At 62.3% G+C, this 17,294-nt stretch carries 19 protein-coding genes; 6 read left to right on the top strand and 13 right to left on the bottom strand.

Annotated elements, in window-relative coordinates; genetic code table 11:
• Nucleotides 1-222 precede the first annotated feature (222 nt).
• The 4 genes from AC0CMF_RS17695 to AC0CMF_RS17680 all read right to left on the bottom strand — a co-directional run bounded on the left by AC0CMF_RS17695 (nucleotide 223) and on the right by AC0CMF_RS17680 (nucleotide 5,809).
• Entirely contained in the window at nucleotides 223-2,610 is a 2,388-nt protein-coding gene (locus AC0CMF_RS17695; RefSeq protein WP_012092676.1) for a heavy metal translocating P-type ATPase, read from the bottom strand.
• A 105-nt stretch (nucleotides 2,611-2,715) separates the two neighbouring features.
• Nucleotides 2,716-3,687, bottom strand: coding sequence for a cation diffusion facilitator family transporter (locus AC0CMF_RS17690; RefSeq protein ID WP_012092677.1), 972 nt, complete (start codon nucleotides 3,685-3,687; stop codon nucleotides 2,716-2,718).
• Between the two features lie 63 nt (nucleotides 3,688-3,750).
• Complete coding sequence (locus tag AC0CMF_RS17685; protein WP_012092678.1) at nucleotides 3,751-5,259, bottom strand: multicopper oxidase family protein; 1,509 nt, start codon at nucleotides 5,257-5,259, stop codon at nucleotides 3,751-3,753.
• A 73-nt stretch (nucleotides 5,260-5,332) separates the two neighbouring features.
• Nucleotides 5,333-5,809 (bottom strand): hypothetical protein, encoded by a 477-nt coding sequence (locus AC0CMF_RS17680; protein WP_197057541.1) that lies wholly within the window; start codon nucleotides 5,807-5,809, stop codon nucleotides 5,333-5,335.
• On the opposite strand from AC0CMF_RS17680, the gene AC0CMF_RS17675 reads away from it, so the two are divergent.
• On the top strand, nucleotides 5,808-6,269 hold the full coding sequence (locus AC0CMF_RS17675; RefSeq protein WP_028034407.1) for a c-type cytochrome: 462 nt from the start codon (nucleotides 5,808-5,810) through the stop codon (nucleotides 6,267-6,269). The genes AC0CMF_RS17680 and AC0CMF_RS17675 overlap by 2 nt on opposite strands.
• A 106-nt stretch (nucleotides 6,270-6,375) precedes the next feature.
• On the opposite strand, the gene AC0CMF_RS17670 is transcribed toward AC0CMF_RS17675, so the two are convergent.
• Genes AC0CMF_RS17670 through AC0CMF_RS17650 form a run of 5 tightly spaced genes read right to left on the bottom strand, consistent with a single transcriptional unit; the run spans nucleotide 6,376 to nucleotide 11,023 of the window.
• Complete coding sequence (locus AC0CMF_RS17670) at nucleotides 6,376-6,582, bottom strand: hypothetical protein (RefSeq protein WP_028034408.1); 207 nt, start codon at nucleotides 6,580-6,582, stop codon at nucleotides 6,376-6,378.
• Between the two features lie 2 nt (nucleotides 6,583-6,584).
• Complete coding sequence (cueR, locus tag AC0CMF_RS17665; RefSeq protein ID WP_012092680.1) at nucleotides 6,585-7,100, bottom strand: Cu(I)-responsive transcriptional regulator; 516 nt, start codon at nucleotides 7,098-7,100, stop codon at nucleotides 6,585-6,587.
• A gap of 20 nt (nucleotides 7,101-7,120) precedes the next feature.
• Nucleotides 7,121-8,137 (bottom strand): 2Fe-2S iron-sulfur cluster-binding protein, encoded by a 1,017-nt coding sequence (locus AC0CMF_RS17660; RefSeq protein WP_012092681.1) that lies wholly within the window; start codon nucleotides 8,135-8,137, stop codon nucleotides 7,121-7,123.
• 11 nt (nucleotides 8,138-8,148) lie between these two features.
• The gene (locus AC0CMF_RS17655; RefSeq protein ID WP_012092682.1) at nucleotides 8,149-8,412 is read right to left on the bottom strand and encodes a glutaredoxin family protein; all 264 of its coding nucleotides are present in this window, start codon (nucleotides 8,410-8,412) and stop codon (nucleotides 8,149-8,151) included.
• A gap of 52 nt (nucleotides 8,413-8,464) precedes the next feature.
• Entirely contained in the window at nucleotides 8,465-11,023 is a 2,559-nt protein-coding gene (locus AC0CMF_RS17650) for a heavy metal translocating P-type ATPase (protein ID WP_472482292.1), read from the bottom strand.
• A 159-nt stretch (nucleotides 11,024-11,182) separates the two neighbouring features.
• Between AC0CMF_RS17650 and AC0CMF_RS17645 the strand changes: the two genes are divergently transcribed.
• Together AC0CMF_RS17645 and copM are read left to right on the top strand one after the other, a co-directional pair.
• Complete coding sequence (locus AC0CMF_RS17645; RefSeq protein ID WP_012092684.1) at nucleotides 11,183-11,377, top strand: heavy-metal-associated domain-containing protein; 195 nt, start codon at nucleotides 11,183-11,185, stop codon at nucleotides 11,375-11,377.
• A gap of 14 nt (nucleotides 11,378-11,391) precedes the next feature.
• Entirely contained in the window at nucleotides 11,392-11,796 is a 405-nt protein-coding gene (gene copM / locus AC0CMF_RS17640; RefSeq protein ID WP_012092685.1) for a CopM family metallochaperone, read from the top strand.
• 104 nt (nucleotides 11,797-11,900) lie between these two features.
• Here the strand turns inward: copM and AC0CMF_RS17635 are convergent, their stop codons facing one another.
• Nucleotides 11,901-12,077: a hypothetical protein gene (locus AC0CMF_RS17635; RefSeq protein ID WP_156122387.1), complete on the bottom strand. Its 177-nt coding sequence runs from the start codon at nucleotides 12,075-12,077 to the stop codon at nucleotides 11,901-11,903.
• A 178-nt stretch (nucleotides 12,078-12,255) separates the two neighbouring features.
• Between AC0CMF_RS17635 and AC0CMF_RS17630 the strand changes: the two genes are divergently transcribed.
• From AC0CMF_RS17630 to AC0CMF_RS17620, 3 genes are read left to right on the top strand one after another with little or no spacing between them, the layout of a single operon-like run.
• The gene (locus AC0CMF_RS17630) at nucleotides 12,256-12,531 is read left to right on the top strand and encodes a metal-sensitive transcriptional regulator (protein ID WP_028034411.1); all 276 of its coding nucleotides are present in this window, start codon (nucleotides 12,256-12,258) and stop codon (nucleotides 12,529-12,531) included.
• A gap of 18 nt (nucleotides 12,532-12,549) precedes the next feature.
• The gene (locus AC0CMF_RS17625; RefSeq protein WP_012092687.1) at nucleotides 12,550-13,317 is read left to right on the top strand and encodes a glutaredoxin family protein; all 768 of its coding nucleotides are present in this window, start codon (nucleotides 12,550-12,552) and stop codon (nucleotides 13,315-13,317) included.
• Nucleotides 13,318-13,339: 22 nt separating this feature from the next.
• On the top strand, nucleotides 13,340-13,843 hold the full coding sequence (locus AC0CMF_RS17620) for a DUF305 domain-containing protein (RefSeq protein ID WP_012092688.1): 504 nt from the start codon (nucleotides 13,340-13,342) through the stop codon (nucleotides 13,841-13,843).
• Nucleotides 13,844-13,974: 131 nt separating this feature from the next.
• On the opposite strand, the gene AC0CMF_RS17615 is transcribed toward AC0CMF_RS17620, so the two are convergent.
• From AC0CMF_RS17615 to AC0CMF_RS17605, 3 genes are read right to left on the bottom strand one after another with little or no spacing between them, the layout of a single operon-like run.
• Complete coding sequence (locus AC0CMF_RS17615) at nucleotides 13,975-14,775, bottom strand: TlpA disulfide reductase family protein (protein WP_012092689.1); 801 nt, start codon at nucleotides 14,773-14,775, stop codon at nucleotides 13,975-13,977.
• 1 nt (nucleotide 14,776) lies between these two features.
• Nucleotides 14,777-16,627, bottom strand: a complete 1,851-nt coding sequence (gene dsbD / locus AC0CMF_RS17610; RefSeq protein ID WP_012092690.1) for a protein-disulfide reductase DsbD — start codon at nucleotides 16,625-16,627, stop codon at nucleotides 14,777-14,779.
• Nucleotides 16,627-17,235, bottom strand: coding sequence for a DsbA family protein (locus tag AC0CMF_RS17605; protein ID WP_037092232.1), 609 nt, complete (start codon nucleotides 17,233-17,235; stop codon nucleotides 16,627-16,629). The genes dsbD and AC0CMF_RS17605 overlap by 1 nt, the downstream gene beginning before the upstream one ends.
• Nucleotides 17,236-17,294: the final 59 nt, after the last annotated feature.

The raw sequence follows: 17,294 nt of genomic DNA, 5'->3' as shown, positions 1-17,294 counted from the left end.
GTAAGGAGCACGAGCACCAGAAGAACGATGCCCCACATCATCCCGCCCGACATCATGACATTGCATCATGGCCTGTTCTGCCCTTCCGTCGCAAAGATACTCATAGCGGCCCCCTTCGCCGCAGACTTTGACTTAGCGCAAGGATGGGACGGTATCCGGGCTGTTGGCGCCACCATCGTCACCAATTTTTCCAGATGGAGGACCTTCGCCCACGTCAGCCTCCTACAATCTCGTGACCCGCAGCCGGGAGGCGTTCGCGATGACGCTCACCGACGACAGCGCCATGGCGGCGGCCGCGATGATCGGCGACAGCAGGATGTCGAAGAACGGGTAGAGCACCCCGGCCGCCACCGGCACGCCGAGCGCGTTGTAAATGAAGGCGAAGAACAGGTTCTGGCGGATGTTGCGCATGACAGCCTCCGAGAGCCGGCGCGCGCGGACGATGCCCGTGAGATCGCCCTTGAGCAATGTGACGCCTGCGCTTTCCATTGCCACATCGGTACCGGTGCCCATGGCGATGCCCACATCGGCCGCCGCCAGCGCCGGTGCGTCGTTCACGCCGTCGCCTGCCATCGCCACCACCTCGCCTGCCGCCTTGTGACGCTGCACGACCGCGCTTTTCTGGTCGGGCAGGACCTCGGCCTCGACCTCGTCGATGCCGAGCCGGCGGGCGACCGCCTTGGCCGTGGTCCAGTTATCACCCGTAAGCATGACAACGCGGATTCCCTGCGCCTTCAGCGCGGCAAGCGCCTCGGGCGTCGAGGGCTTGACCGGATCGGCGATGGCGAAGATGGCAGCGATGCGGTTGTCCACTCCCATGAAGATCGCGGTTGCCCCGTCCTCGCGCAGCCGGTCGGCCTCATCCGCCAGTGGGGCGACATCAACGCCTTGCTCGGCCAGGAACTTGGCATTTCCAAGGGGAATGCGCTTGCCTTCGACCGTGCCGTAGGCGCCTTTGCCGGTCGGCGAGTCGAAATCCGCGACCGGTGCGGTCACGATCCCCCGCTCCTCGGCAGCGCGAACGATGGCCAGCGCCAGCGGATGCTCGCTGGCCCGCTCCACGCTGGCGGCAAGCCGCAAAGCCTCGTCCTCGGTGAACCCCGGCGCCGGCACGATTGCGGTGACGGCGGGTCGTCCCTCGGTCAGCGTACCGGTCTTGTCGACTATGATGGTATCGACCTTCTCCATATGCTCCAGCGCCTCGGCGTTCTTGATCAGCACGCCCGCCTGTGCGCCACGCCCGACGCCGACCATGATCGACATCGGCGTTGCCAGCCCGAGCGCACAGGGACAGGCGATGATCAGCACGGAAACCGCCGCGATCAGACCGAAGGAGAAGCGCGGCTCCGGACCCCAGATCGACCAGGTTATGAAGGCAAGGATTGCGACCACGATCACCGCCGGCACGAACCAGCCCGACACCTGATCGGCGAGGCGCTGGATCGGCGCGCGACTACGCTGCGCCTCGGCGACGAGCTGGACGATCTGCGACAGCATGGTGTCGCGGCCGACCTTCTTCGCCTCGATCACCAGCGCGCCGGACTGGTTCATGGTGCCGCCGATGGCGGTGGCGCCGACCTCCTTGGTGACCGGCATCGACTCGCCAGTCACCATCGATTCATCGACGGCGCTGCGTCCTTCCAGAACTTCGCCATCGACCGGCACCTTCTCGCCGGGACGCACCCGCAGGCGGTCGCCGACCCGAACGGTGTCGAGTTGAACCTCCTCCTCGGTGCCGTCGTCACGAATGATCCGGGCGGTCTTGGGGGCGAGGTCGAGCAGCGCCCGGATCGCGCCGCTGGTGCTCTCGCGCGCCCGCAATTCCAACACCTGCCCGAGCAGCACGAGCACAGTGATGACCGCGGCCGCCTCGAAATAGACCGCGACCGAGCCGTCATGCTGGCGGAATGCATCTGGGAAGATGCCCGGCGCCAGCGTGGCGACGACGCTGTATATCCACGCCGTTCCCGTGCCCATGGCGATCAGTGTAAACATGTTGAGGCTGCGGTTGACGAGCGACTGCCAGCCACGCTGGAAGAACGGCCAGCCCGCCCAGAGAACGACCGGCGTTGCGAGGATCAGTTGCAGCCAGTTCGAGACCTGCTGCCCGATGGCATGAGTCAGCCCGAACAGATGCCCGCCCATCTCGAGAATGAACACCGGGATCGCCAGAACGAGGCCGATCCAGAAGCGGCGTGTCATGTCGATCAGTTCGACATTGGGCTCGGCCTCAAGGCTGACCAGTACCGGCTCCAGCGCCATGCCGCAGATCGGGCATGATCCGGGGCCGTCCTGCCGGATCTCAGGATGCATCGGGCAGGTATAGACCGTCCCCTCGAGAATCGGTACTACCTCCGCCGCCGCCGGATCGAGATAGCTTTCGGGCTCGGCCAGGAACTTCGCGCGGCACCCGGCCGAGCAGAAATAATAGGGCCGGCCCGCATGCTCGGCCTTGTGCTGGGCCGTGTGGGGATCGACAATCATGCCGCAGACCGGGTCCTTGACCTTGTGCGTGTCGTCCTGCGCGACGGCCCCGTGATCATGCGCATGACCTTGGGCGGAATGAGCGTGACTCTGATTCTGGTGATCGTGTTCGGTCTTGCTGGCCATTTTCACGCCTCCTCGGCGTCTTATCCTAAGCTTGCTCTTCGCCTATTCTGCGCCTTCCAACCGTTGGAAGGTCAAGAGGTGATCGGAATCCGGGGTTCCTGCCAATCAGTGATTGTCGTGGATCTTTCCGATGCTGGTCCGTTCTTGCCCCGTCTGAGACTGCATGATGTCAATCTCGGCCGCAGAGTCCTCGCCGTCGAGGCAGTATTCCTCGATCTGCAACGTCGAGAAGTAGATGTTGAAACGCTCGCGCAGGAGATTGCTTGCTTGTCGCAGCACCCGTTCGCCTTCCTGAAAGTCCCCAACGCAGACGTGGCTTGAGAATACATTGCGCCCGGATGTCAGACTCCAGGCATGGACGTGGTGCACGTCGGTAACCCCCTCTAGCTGCCGTATGGCCTCGATGGCGGCCTCCAAGTCGAGGTCTTCGGGCGTGCCTTGCAGCAGGATGTGCAATGCCTCGCGCATAATACCCCAGGAAGCCCAGAGCAGCAGCAGTCCGAAGGCCATGCCAAGCAGCGGATCGATGGCCACAAAGCCCGTGAATCGGATCACCAGCGCCGAGACGATGATGAGGAAGCTGCCGACGAAGGTCTGCAGGATGTGCCAATACGCACCCCGCATATTCAGGTTGTCCTTCTGGCGCTCGTACATGAGCCAGAGCGCGACAAGCTCGGTGGCGATGCCGCCCGCTGCGGCGATCAACATCGGCGTCGTGGCCAGTTCGATGGGCTCCATGAGGCGCATCGCGCCCATCCACAGCACGTAGAGAGCCATGGCGACGAGGAAGAGGCCGTTGAAGAGGGCCCCCAGGATCTCCGCCCGAATGTAGCCGAAGGTGCGCGAGGGGCTGGATTTTCGCTCACCCAGACGCATGGCGACCAGCGCAATGAGCACGCCGCCCACGGCCGAGAAGGTGTGGAAGGCATCCGACATGACGGCGACTGAGCCCGTCCAGATGCCGATCCCGAGTTCCACGATGAAGTAAAGGCCGGTAAGCCAGCCCGAAATGACGAGCGCTTTGCGATCACCACTCGCCGGCATGTGGCCGGCATGACCGCCGTGAGACATTGACATAGGGTTCACCTCCTTGTTGCACAGGAGGACGCCGGTGCCGGCGTCCTCCTGCCAGCACGCTGCCTATGCGCTGACCGCGAATTCGGTCATCATGCCTGTTTCAAGATGCGGCATGTGATGGCAATGCAGCATCCAGCGCGCGGCTTCTCCGGCATCGAGTGCCACGTCGACCATCGACATCGGCGGCACATACACCGTGTCCCGCTGCGCGCCCGTGACCGCACGTCCATTCAGCCCGACGACCTGGAACACATGGCCGTGGAGATGCATCGGGTGACCCATCATCGACATATTGTGGAAGGACAGCACGATCCGTTCGCCGCGCCTCGCGGTAACCGGGCGATGCTGGCCCCAGACGGCACCGTTGATCGTCCACACATAGGGCTGCATCGAGCCGCCCAGCATCACCATGTGGCTGCGGTCCACCGGCCGCTCCGGCAAGGATTCGGAAGCGATCAGGCGCGTCTCCTGCGCAAGGTCGGTGTCAAAGGCCGGTGCTTCGGTCTCTGCCAAAGCATCAATGTGCCGTATCTCGGCGCCCGGAGTGGCAAGGATCAGACCGGTGCGCTCCCGCGCGCCTTCTCGCAGCGCGAGGATCGGCCAGGCACCGCCCTCCGAAGGCAGGTCGATCTCAAGGTCGAGCCGTTGGCCCATGGCCAGACCGAACCTCGTGCCGGAGAGCGGCTGAACGGCATGGCCATCAACCGCGACGAGCCGGGCCTGCGCTTCGCCGGTGTCGAGCCAGAACACCGTCGCCGCAGCGGCGTTGATGACCCGCAGGCGGATACGCCCGCCGCGCTCGACCTGCACCACTTCCGGGTCCGAGAGCGTACGATCATTGGCAAGATAGGCGTCCCAGTCGTAGTCGTTGAGGTCCATCGTCATGCCGTCCATGGTCCCCATTCCCATCATGCCGCCCTTGGCGCCGTGATCCATGCCAGTCATCGGCATGTTTCCCATCGCGCCGTGGTTCATACCTGACATTCCGCCCGTGCCTGTGCCTGTGCCGCTTCCGTGATTGCCCGTGGCACCATGGCCGGACTTGATCTCCGCCATCACCTCTTCGGGTGCCTTGAATGAGAAATCATGCAGAAACAGTACCACCTCCTGCCGGTCAGCGGCGACATCCTCGGCGCTGCGCACGATCAGGGGCGCGGCCAGAAGGCGCATCTCGTGCAGCGGAACATGCGCGTGCATCCAATAGGTGCCGGGCAGCGGTGCGAAGTCATAGGCGCGAGTCTCGCCGGGGGCGAGCATCGGCAAGGGCATGTCGGGCACGCCATCCTGCGCATTGGGCGGGATCTGGCCGTGCCAGTGGATCAGTGTGGCGGTGTCGAGTTCGTTCGTTAGATCCACCCGGAACGGCATGCCGGGATCGAGTGTCAGGCCCTGTCCGGATGGCCCGGCAAGGCCCCAGACAGTGGCGGCGCGTCCGTCGATGTCGAGCGTGCGGCTGGCGGCGCGAAGCGATAGCGGCGTGGCGTCCTGCGCTGCCGCCATCCGGGGCACCTGAGCGTAGGCCAGCATGGCCGCGCCAGCGGCGAGAAAGCCGCGTCGTGAAAGGGTATTCATGGTCGTCTCCTCGGGACCGCAGTCCCGTTCCTCAAAGCTGTCGGAAGGCCGCGGGCCGAATGCCCGGGCGCGATCAGAGGAGACGGATCTTCGGAGGGCGTTCGTTCAGTCCGAGCGCCCGACCGGGAATGCTGGCATCAGGCGGCAGAACATAGGCGGTTGACGTGTATTGGTTTCCAGAACCACCGCTCGGTGATACGAGAAAGATTGAAAAACCTGCACAAACCAGTTCACAGGTTCCCGCATCCATGTCTGCCGATCCGCAGTGTTTGCTGGTGCATGCAGGCTCAATGCCGGCTGCAGAGTTTGTAATCTCGCCCACATGCACAGCCTGTTCCGGCGGTATGCTCATTCGTGCCGCGTGCGCGGAGAATGCCATCGTCATGACGGCGACGCCGATTATGGCAAGCATGGAGACAACGCGCGCAAACATACTGGAACGATAGGTACTACTCACCGGAATGTCTATTGCAAATGGTGTCGCACCACTGGCAAATCCTCCTTGCCATCTCGTGCGTTGCAATTCCTCGTTACTGAACATGCGTGCCATGCGAAAGAAGCTCCTAAATACATTCTGGGCAGGGTCGCTCCTCGCAGGTGCGATCGTGGCGACATTGGCTGGGTGGCATTACGCCCGTTCCGAATCCATCGCTGCGGCATCAGCGGAGGTCGTCGAGCAGGGCCGACAAGTCTATGCGGATCAATGCGCGTCTTGCCACGGTGCGAATCTCGAAGGGCAGCCGGACTGGCGCTCGCCGCCTCCCTCCGGTCGGCTGCCCGCACCGCCGCACGACGAGAGCGGCCACACCTGGCACCATGCCGATGAGATGCTGTTCCGCATCGTCAAGGAGGGTACAGCGGCCATCGTCGGAGGGAGCTATGAGAGCGACATGCCTGGTTTTGCCGATGCCCTGAGCGACGGCGAGATCCGGGCTGTCCTCGCTTTTATTAAGAGTACCTGGCCGGAACGAGAGCGCGGATATCAGGAGGAGGTCTCCCGCCGCCGCTGAGTTTCGGAGTCCCGCCTACGCGGGCAGTTGTTGACCTGCGAAGTCGGCATTGACCCGTCCCGTTTCCGGCTCATCCATCCTTGGGCCTCATTGAACGGATGATGTCCTAGTGATGCCGCTGACATTTTTTCGGAGGCACAGGAAGTTCTCCGATAGCCAGATAAGCTTGAGACAACGGCTTGTGCGAAGCTGCGACGCCGAGCCCTCGCGCATCAATCAGTTCAAGAGCCTGCAATAGCTTCTCGGCAACTTCCATGTCGCCGTCCGAACATGCCCGTTTGAACAGGTGCAGGATTTCGCCGGCAAGCGTCATGGCTATTGCTCCCTGGCACCGTGACCGCTTCTTTCCGCCTTCGCCGACACGACGGGCCTCGTGTGCTCGAACCTGTTCCCTGTCGCGCCGGAACGATCGCGGGTGTGTGTGGGGCTGGTCTCAGGGTCATCAGTCGTCGCCAACTCATCGATGATCGGGCAGTCCGGCCGGGCATTGCCCCGGCAGTTCTCGGCAAGGTGCTTGAGCGTCATGCTCATCTCCCTGAGTTCACGCGCCTTCCGTTCAAGTTCTTCGACATGCTCGAGCGCCACGCGCTTGACGTCCGCGCTCGCCCGGTCTCGGTCTCGCCAGAGCGCAAGCAGTTCCGTCATTTTCTCGACCGAGAAACCGAGATCGCGCGCACGCCTGATAAAACGCAACGTATGCACGTCCTTATCGGAGTAATCCCGGTATCCGCTATCCGTCCGCGACGCTTCCGCGATCAATCCGATCGATTCGTAGTAGCGGATCATCTTCGCCGAGACGCCTGATGCCGCCGCTGCTTTACCGATGTTCATCGCTGGTTCCTTTCTTCGACTTATGTAGGCGCTTCTTCGGGCGTAAAAAACACGTCCGCATGTATGTCCTCGCCGCGCAAGCCCAGTTCGCGAAGCATGATGCCGGAAGCATCGATCATGGCAGGCGGTCCGGCCATATATGCCTTCCAGCCATTGAGGTCCTGCACGTCACTCACGATCGCATCCGTTACCAGGCCGGTTCGGAAGTGATCGGATCGGCTCACCTCCGAAAGCACGGGCATGAAGGTGAGGTTGTCGTAGGTGCTCGCCAGAAGACTGAAATGATCGACGAGATAGAGATCACGTTCCGTCCGTGCCCCGAAATAGAGATGGATCGGCTGCCGCAGGCCGCTTGCCAGCGCCGTTTCGACAATCGACTTGATCGGCGCCAGTCCCGATCCGCCGGCGACCGCCAGAATTGGACCCGTATGCTGTTCGCGCAGAAACGAACTGCCGAGCGGCCCGCGAACCGAAACCTCGTCGCCGACCTTGAGTGACCTGGCGACGTGTTCGCTCGTCGCTCCACCGGGCACATGCCTGATGTGGAATTCGAGATGGTCTCGACCCGGCTGGTTCGCCATCGAATAGTCGCGCGCCGGAACGCCATCGAACGTCACCTGCGCATACTGGCCCGCCTTGAACGCGACGGCCTCTCCCGTTTCGACCTCCAGCCTGATTTGCCGGATGTCGTGGGTTGCGTCATCGATCGCGACAACCCGCGTGCGATAGGTGCGGACGGGAAGATCAAGCTGTTCTTCCTCCTCATCGAGCCATGCGACCGTGCAATCCGTGAGCGGCTGCGCGCGGCATGCAAGGATCAGTCCCTGAGACCGCTCATCGTCCGTCAGGGCAAAGCGCGTGTGCGGCAGAAGATCGACCTCGCCGCTGACCAGTCGGGACTTGCACGAGCCGCAGCGGCCCGAACGGCATCCATGAGGATATGCGATCCCTTCTTCTAGCGCTCTCTCCAGAATGGTTCGGCCATCCGGCACGTCGATGATGCGCCCCGCCTGCCGAATTTCGATTTGTCTTCCCATGACAATCTCCCTCAGGCGGCGCCCGATGACAGGGCTTCCGCCAGACGAGGTTTCTGGTCAGCAAAGGTGCCATAGAAGACCTGTTCGTTGACAATCGTGATCGGGGCAACGCGCACGCCGGTCCGCGCTTTCGCCTCTTCGGCGATCTGCGGATCTGACAGGTCACGCTCTTCGAATGGGACACCCTGGTCAGCAAGCCATCGCTTGACGGCATGGCAATCGGGGCAGGTTGGCGTGGTATACAGCACCACTGACGGAGTTCCCGTATTGGTCATCGCTTCATTCCTTTACATGTGGCGAGCCTGCCGAAGCAGGCTCGCCTGTTTCTCATTCCGCAGGCGCAAGTTCAGGCTGACGGGGCCGGACTGCGCCGCTTTCCGCCTGCGCGGGCGCGCGGAAGGTCTTGAGCCTCAGCGCGTTGCCGAGGACGAAGACGCTCGACAGGGCCATCGCGCCGGCGGCAAAGACCGGCGACAGCAGGATGCCGTAGGCCGGATAGAGCAGACCGGCGGCAACGGGGATCAGAGCCGTGTTGTAGGCAAAGGCCCAGAACAGGTTCTGCCGGATGTTGCCGATCGTCGCCTTGGACAGTGCGATCGCGTTCGGCACGCCTTGCAGGCTGCCCGACATCAGCACCACGTCGGCTGCCTCGATGGCAATGTCCGTACCCGTGCCGATGGCAAGGCCCACATCCGCTTCGGCCAGCGCCGGAGCGTCGTTGATGCCATCGCCGACGAAAGCGACCTTGCCATGCTGGGCTTTGAGGCGGCGTACAGCGTCGACCTTGCCGTCCGGCAGCACTTCCGCCACCACCTCGTCGATCCCCAGCCGAGCCGCGATGGCTTTTGCCGTGCGGGCATTGTCGCCGGTGATCATCGCGACCTTGAGGCCGAGATCGTGCAGCGCCTTGATCGCTGCGGGCGTCGTCTCCTTGATCGGATCGGCCACGGCGATAATCGCCGCGAGCTTGCCGTCGATGGCGGCATAGAGCGGTGACTTGCCCTCATTGCCGAGACGTTCGGCAATCTTGGCGAAGGCAGCTACGTCGTGGCCGAGGTCTGCCATGTAGCGGTCAGCGCCAATCTCGACTTGGCTGCCGCCGACCATGGCCTTGACGCCGAAACCCGTCACCGACTCGAAGTCCGACACGGCCGGCAGCGGGATGTCCTCCCCGGCGGCCGCATCCACGATCGCACGGGCGATCGGATGCTCCGACTTCGCTTCGACGGCCGCAACCAAACCGAGGACATTTGCCCGGTTGAATCCGATGGCCAGTTCCAGATCGGTGAGCGCAGGCTTGCCTTCGGTCAGTGTGCCCGTCTTGTCGACGGCGACGACCCTGGCGTCCTTGAGCAGCTGCAACGCTTCGCCCTTGCGGAAGAGCACGCCCAGTTCCGCACCGCGGCCCGTGCCCACCATGATCGAGGTCGGCGTCGCCAGACCCATGGCGCAGGGGCAGGCGATGATCAGGACGGCGACGGCATTGACCAGAGCGAAGGTCAGCGCGGGCGACGGGCCGAACCACATCCATGCGGCGAAGGTGAGGATCGCTACCGCAAACACCGCCGGCACAAAATACATCGTGACCTTGTCGACCAGCGCCTGGATCGGTAGCTTTGAGCCTTGCGCTTCCTCGACCATGCGGATGATCTGCGACAGCACCGTGTTGCCGCCGACCGCCGTCGCACGGATGGCAAAGGCGCCCTTCTGGTTCACCGTTCCGGCCACGACCTCGCTGCCATTCGTTTTGGACACCGGGATCGGTTCGCCCGTGATCATCGATTCGTCGACATAGCTCTGGCCTTCGATGACCTCGCCATCCACCGGGATGCGATCGCCGGGACGAACCTCGACGATGTCTCCCGACAGCACGGCGTCGATCGGCAGTTCGATCGTCTTGCCGTCCCTGCGCACGCGCGCCATCTTGGCCTGAAGGCCGACGAGACGCTTGATCGCCTCGGAGGTGCGTCCCTTGGCACGAGCCTCCAGCAAACGGCCGAGCAGGATCAGCGTCACGATGACGGCGGCAGCCTCGAAATAGACGTTCACCGTTCCGGCAGGCAGGAAACCGGGCGCGAAGGTCGCGACCAGCGAATAGCCATAGGCGGCGAGCGTGCCGACCGCGACCAGCGAGTTCATGTCGGGGGCGAGCCGCCACAGGGCGGGCAGCCCCTTGTCGTAAAAGCGGATACCCGGAACGAACAGGACGATGGTCGTCAACACGAACTGGATATACCAGTTCGTCTGCATGCCGATGGTTGAAGCGATCAGGTCATGCATGCCCGGAATGACGTGTGAGCCCATCTCCAGGATGAAGACAGGCACCGTCAGCACCGCCGCGATGGTGAAATCGCGGGTCAGTTCACGACGTTCCGCTTCCTTCTTTTCGGTACGATCATCCGTCTCGCCCTGGCTGGTTCCTGCCGCCGTGGCGATCACCCTGGCGTCGTATCCCGCGCCCTCGATGGCAGCCACCAAAGCCGCCGCATCGGCGCTGCCCTGGATCGTGGCCTTCTCGGTCGCGAGGTTGACGACGGCATTAGTGACGCCGGGTACGGCCTTGAGCGCCTTTTCGACGCGTCCCACGCAGGATGCGCAGGTCATGCCCTCGATCGCCACTTCAAGCGAGGCTGCCGTCGGCGCGGAGAAGCTTGCCGCAACCTCATAGCCTACATCCTCCACGGCCTTGACGAGAGTGGCAGGATCGACCGCAGCGTTCGTGGTGATGCTCGCCTTTTCGGTCGCCAGATTGACGACCGCATCGGCGACGCCAGGCACGGCCTTGAGGGCTCTTTCGACACGACCTACGCAGGATGCATAGGTCATCCCCTCAATGGGGAGTGATATCGTTCCAGACAGGTCTGTTGCTCGAACGGGGGCATTCATAGCCGCCTCCTTTTTTGTCCCGAAATTCCAGTTCGGACAGAAGATGGGATTTCCAACCATGGGAAGGTCAAGAGGACAAACAGAGAAAAATCGCCATTGACCTTCCCATGGTTGGAAGCCCCACATTTGGCAACGTGAGACCAAACAAGGAGAATTCTCATGGAACTCAGAATCGAGAACATGACCTGCGGTGGCTGCGCAAAATCCGTCACCAAGGCGATCCAGTCAGTCGACCCCACCGCCAGGGTGGAGACGAATCCGGAGGCGCGGGCGGTCAAGGTTGAGACGACTGCTAGTGCGGGGGCTATTCAGCAGGTTCTCGAAGAAGCCGGCTATCCTGCAACTGTAAACTGACCAGGAGCTGTGTCATGAACAAGCTCACCCCGATCTTCATTGCCGGCGCGTTCGTCATTGCTGGCGGACTCGCCTACGCACAGTCTCAGATGGACGAGCAAGGCCAAGGAGCGACCATGAATCACGGCGAACATGCCGGACACGGCGCCACCGCGCCTTCGGATAACCCTGTCATTCGCGCCTACCAGCAAGTCAACGACAAGATGCATGCCGATATGGCGATCGAGTTTACGGGCGATGCGGATGAGGATTTCATGCGCGGCATGATCCCCCATCACCAGGGCGCCATCGACATGGCTCGTGTCGTTCTCGAACACGGATCAGACCCCGAGGTGCGAGCACTTGCTGAGGAGGTCATCTCCGCCCAGGAGGCGGAAATCGCGCAGATGCAGGAATGGCTGGCCAAGCGCAGCCAATGAGACGGTGAAGGGCGGATCAATTCCGCCCTTTTCCTTTGCCGGTCATCAGCACGAGGACGGTTGCCACCGCGAAGGCGACAAGCGCCCCATCGGTGCGCCTTCGGTCAAGGCAAACGGCTCGCGTGGACGCTGAACCACGTCTGGAACCCTGTTTCGAAAATGGTGATGCGTCCGCGGGCCTCGACCAGGGATAACAGCGTATCGGCCAGATCCCTGACCGCAAGCAACCCGACCCGAAGCTCTCCAACTGCGGCGATCAGATTCTCGGCTCTGATCTTCATGTCCATCTCCTTCGTTTGGCCCTCCAAGATGAGGGTTCCAACCATTGGAAGGTCAACCCCACTGATGATCGCGACAATGGTGCAAAGCAGACAGAAAGCGCCGGCGAGATTTTTTGATCGGAGGGAACCAAGATGGCTCTCGAACCTTAAATATACCCATACGGGGTATTTTACGGCCATGTGCCAGAAGGACAACAAAGCCCTCCGCGCGAGGCTCAAGCGAATCGAAGGACAGGTGCGAGGGGTCAGCCAGATGGTGGCCGATGACCGTTACTGCATCGATATCCTGCATCAGATCCACGCCATCAAGGCGGCGCTGGCCAAGGTCGAGACCGAAATCCTCAAGACCCACGCCGCTTGCTGTGTCGAGGAAGCGATAGCGGCAGGTGATGCGGACGCGCAACGCCGCAAATTCAGCGAGTTGGTCGAGGTGTTCGCAAAAGCAAAACTCTGAAATCGAAGGACTGACGACATGGCCACTTCCACCGCAAAACGCGCCGACCTGCACAGGATGGTGACCCACGAACATACCTGTCCCTACGGTCTCAAATCGCTCGACCTCCTGAAACGGCAGGGCTACGAGGTCAACGATCATGAGCTGACGTCGCGCGCCGAGATCGATGCTTTCAAGAAAACGCACGGCGTCGACACCACACCGCAGACCTTTATCGGCGGCAATCGCATCGGCGGCTACGACGATCTTCTCGCCTTCTTCGGCAAGGAGGTAAAGGACAAGGACGCCACCACCTATACGCCGGTGATCGCGTTGTTCGCGATGGCTGCGTTGATGGCGCTAGCGACGAGTTGGGCCGCGTTCGGTACCCTTGCGACCGTTGCGGCGGCAGAATGGTTCATTGCCATCGCCATGTGTCTGCTCGCCCTGCAGAAGCTCAAGGACGTGGAAAGCTTCGCTACCATGTTCCTCAACTACGATCTGTTCGCCCAGCGCTGGGTGCGCTACTCCTACGTCTATCCGTTCGCCGAAGCGCTGGCGGGCATCCTGATGATGGCCGGCGCGCTGATGTGGCTGTCGATCCCCGTTGCCCTCTTCATCGGCACTGTCGGAGCCGTATCGGTCTTCAAGGCGGTCTATATCGACAAGCGCGAACTCAAATGCGCCTGCGTTGGCGGTGACAGCAACGTTCCGCTCGGCTTCGTCTCGCTGACGGAGAACCTGATGATGGTCGGAATGGCGATCTGGATGCTACTCAAGCCCATGGGCATCGGTCTCGGACATTAAGCGAAAACCAAGGAGCCACGAGATGACCCAATCGTCCCATAATGGCAAGCACGAACACGCCGATCACGGCGAAGGACGTCCCTACCTGATGTTCTGGATCAACATGGCGCTCGGCCTGATCGTCATGTACGTCGTCATGTTCTCGATGATCGACGGATTTCAAGATTTCCGAAACAATCTCAACATGTTCTACATGGCCGTGACCATGTGGGCGCCGATGGGCATCTTCATGCTGGCAACGATGCCCGGCATGTTTCCGCGAAAAGGGCTCAATATCACCCTCTACGCCGTCTTCCTCGTCTTGACGATCGCCTCATTCGCAGCCACACGAAGCCAAACCCTGATCGGTGACGGGCAGTTCATCGATTCGATGATCCCGCACCACTCGGGCGCGATCCTCATGTGCCGGGAAGCAGACCTGCGCGATGCTGAATTGCTGACGCTTTGCGAAGAAATCATCGCAGCCCAGCGCAGCGAGATCGAGCAGATGGAGACAATTAAGGCTCGTCTCGATCAAAGGCCCTAAGACCTGTTGCCTTGCCCAATAGCGTCCGAGAATGGCAGGCTCAATGAGGATTGCATGACAAAACATCATGAGGATGGTCGCAGCTTCGTCACGGTCGTCAGCAAAAGCCAGCCGTGCCGGACCTGCGGCGGCTATTCGAGACCTTGAATGCCGCTCACGAGGGCTTCTCTTGAGATCTCGCCCATGTGTACCGATTGCAGCGTCCCGTCGCTCTTGAGGAACAACGTAGCCGGCAGGCCCGGTACCTCGTAATGACGACCGAACTCACCGAGTCCGTCGAGCACCACATGCTCAAGCTCAAGATTCTCGGCTGTGAGGTAGCGCTGAATGATCTCCTGGCCTTCACCTTGGTTGACGAAGACAAGTTCGGCAGCGTCCGTATTTGCGGCAACGTCCGCCATCATCGGCATTTCACGGCGGCAGGGCGGGCACCACGTCGCCCACAGGTTGATGACCACAGGTTGACCTTCGAGTTCACTTGGATTGAACCGTTCTCCGGCCAGCGTGCGGTAGATGTCTCCGGTCGGCAGCGGTGTCGCCGGCACGCCGGCGCTGAGCTGCAGTACGAAGAACGCGACATAGGCCGCAGCGGCGCTCGGCAGGGCCGTCCACAATGTGAGCCGCAATTCGCGCCGGAAGCGAAAGAACGTGTAGGCGAACGCCAGCGCAATGCCGGCTTCGATCATGAAGCCGCCCTGCCACATGTAGAATACGCGCAGCGGCTCGGCGAGGAAACTGCTCGCGTGCTGGATGACGTGCCCGACGCGCGCGCCGACCACGAAAGCGACGGTCGCGCCCCAGGCCCAGGACGAAAAGCGCTGATCGACCTTGCGGGCGAGGATCTCGCTCAGCAGGAGAAAGGCGGCGATGGCGAGGATCGCGGCGAAGCGGTCGGGTGCGAAGACGAAAGGCCCGATGGCGACTGCGTTCATCTCACTGCCTCGCCTGAGAGACCGATGTCAGCAACGTATCGGTTGTCACATCGCCGATGAGGCGGGAGCCGTTTGCCTCCGAGGCATTTCGGTTGAAGAAGATCATGGTCGGTGGGCCGACCACAGCAAGATCGCGCATCAGACCCTGACTGGCCTCATCCAGTCCGGTCAGATCCACCTTGACACGCTGGAAGTCGTTCAGTGCGGCAACGATTTCCGTGCTCGAAAAGACGTCGCGTTCGATCGTCTTGCAGATGACGCACCAGTCGGCCGTGAAATAGACCAATGTCGGACGTCCGTTGGCAGAGGCAATCGCTTGCTCGACCTGCGGCGTCGAGTTTGCCTCGATGAATGTCATCTCGGACTGGGCGATCTGCTGGCCCGAACCGGTCATGACGAAGTGGGCGAGCGGACGTAGCGGGTCGGTCCCGCCCGACGCCGCCCCGATCGCCAGGATGACGCCGCCGAGGGAAACCCCAAGTCCGGCGGCTTTGCGGAAACGTGGCCAGGCACCCGCATCGGCCAGGAGCCGATCAGCGACGCCGATGAAGACCGCAACAATCAAGAGGAGGCCCGCCCAAAGCGCCAGCGTCACTTGCGGCGGCAGGATTCGGGAGACCATCCAGATCGCCGCGCCGAGAAAGACGAAGCCGAACGCGTATTTGACCTGCACCATCCACGCCCCCGCACGCGGCAGAGCGCGGCTCCCCATCGTGCCAAAGGCGATCAGCGGAATGCCTTGGCCGAGCCCGAGGGCAAACAGCGCACTCGCGCCGATCCAGGCATCGCCCGTATGTGCGATATAGAGAAGTGCCGCGGCGAGCGGCGCGGTGACGCAGGGACCGACGATCAGCGCGGAAAGGAAGCCCATTCCGGCGGCTCCGCCCACCGAGCCGCGCGTGCCGGCCTGTACCCCTGCCATCCGGCTGACCCAGGTGGTCGGCAGTTGCAGTTCGAACAGGCCGAACATCGCCGTCGCCAGCACGACGAACAGCGCTGCGACGGCGCCAATGGCGTAGGGCGATTGCAGCACCATCTGGAGGTTTTGGCCGGACCACGCGGCAACCACGCCAAGCAGGCCAAACGCTGCGGCCATTGCCAGCACATAGGCCAAAGACAGGATGAAGCCGCGCCGGGCCGTCAATGCCTCGCCCTCGCGCGCCAGGGTCGCGCTCAGGATCGGATACATGGGCAGCACGCAGGGCGTGAAGGCGAGCAACAGCCCGAAGGCGAGGAAACTCACGATCACCCAGATCGCACCGCCGCTGGCGAGAAGCGAGCCGACCATGCCGCCGTCCTGCGTGTCCTCAGCCAGGCTGAAGCCGCCGTTTCCCGTCCCTCCGGCAGGGGCGGCCGGAGTTGGACCTATGCCAAAGCCGACAACGGGTTCGGAAACCTGAAGGTTTGCCGTGTTGACCGTCAGGGTCAGCGGCGGATAGCAGATCGAATCCTTCTTGCAGCCCTGATAGGTGACTGCGACCTGCCCGGGCGCTTCAGTGCCGAGACGTGCCACCGCTTCAAGATAATAGACCTCCGAAGGACCGAAGTTGGCATCCTCTGTCTCCACGACGCCCGGTCCAGTCGACAGCGGGATCGGCTCGCCGGTCGCGGCATCCTTCGCTTCCAGATGATCGCGATAGAGGTAATAGCCTTCCTCGATTTCCCACCGGAGTTGGATCTGCTGATCCGCATTCCGCTCAACCGAGAAACGGAAGGCTTCCTCGGCTTGCAGGAGATCCTCCTGTTGCGCCGCGGCGGGCAGCGACAGGAAGACGAAGAACAGGCCAGCAAGGAGGCGGAGTATGGGCATTGAGGACATGAAATTACTCGGATGATCGCGATCGGGATGCATCAAGACGCTTCGCGAGCGTCTGCGACAACCTGGCGGAAGCCGTCCTCGTCGAGGGCGGAGGCGACGAGAAACCGACCGATCAGAAACACGGGCGTGCCACGCAGACCGAGCCCCTCGGCCTGCGCGTTATTGCGCTGAAGCAAGGCGGTGATCTCGGCGTCGCGGCGGTTGGCTTCGGTCTCGAGACCCGCCGTGTCGAAGCCGGCACCTTCCAATGCCTGTCGCATCTGCTCTTCTGGCACCCGCGACCCTTCGATACCCATCAACGCCAGATAGGCTTCCTCGTAGCGGTTCTGATACCCGGCCGCCAACGCCAGCTTTGCGCCATAGACCGAAGACTGCGCGAGGATCGGCCAGTCCTTGTAGACGTGACGCACATTGCCGTCCGATTCCAGCACCGTATTCAGCGGCTCGACGGTGCGCTTGCAGAAAGGACAGTTATAGTCAAAGAACGAGACGATCGTCAGGTCGCCGTTCGGGTTGCCGCCGACCGGCGCCTCCGGGTCGTTCAGGATCATCTCGGCTGACATGTCGTCGGCACGCACGGGCATGGCAAAGCCGGCGGCAGCGAGCGCCGCCAGGCCCGAGAGCAAGGTCCGCCGACTCAATGCACCGCGGAACGGCGGCCTACCCATAGCGAAAGGATGAGGTCTACGTGTGCAGAGGC

Source organism: Pannonibacter sp. CBAS1226, from assembly GCF_055685825.1.
This window is presented reverse-complemented; position numbering and strand designations above follow the sequence as displayed.